This is a genomic window from Microseira wollei NIES-4236 (assembly GCF_020521235.1).
Lineage (GTDB): Bacteria > Cyanobacteriota > Cyanobacteriia > Cyanobacteriales > Aerosakkonemataceae > Microseira > Microseira wollei.
In genome coordinates, this window is the sequence record NZ_BLAY01000751.1 from 1 (window position 1) to 250 (window position 250).

Genomic DNA, 250 nt, shown 5'->3' on the forward strand with positions numbered 1-250 from the left:
AGGTTGGAAAATGCCGTGTCAATACAACTTGTATAAATGCCCAGGGGGCACGGCGTAGAATAAATTTTGGTTTATACCAAAGGTTGGAAAATGCCGTGTCAATACAACTTGTATAAATGCCCAGGGGCACGGCGTAGAATAAATTTTGGTTTATACCAAAGGTTGGAAAATGCCGTGTCAATACAACTTGTATAAATGCCCAGGGGGCACGGCGTAGAATAAATTTTGGTTTATACCAAAGGTTGGAAAA

Annotated in this window: 1 protein-coding gene; it reads right to left on the bottom strand. The window is 40.8% G+C overall.

Annotated features, from left to right (window positions below):
* A partial coding sequence (locus tag MiSe_RS50440; protein WP_226595147.1) for a hypothetical protein occupies positions 1 to 250 on the bottom strand: 250 nt, incomplete at both ends.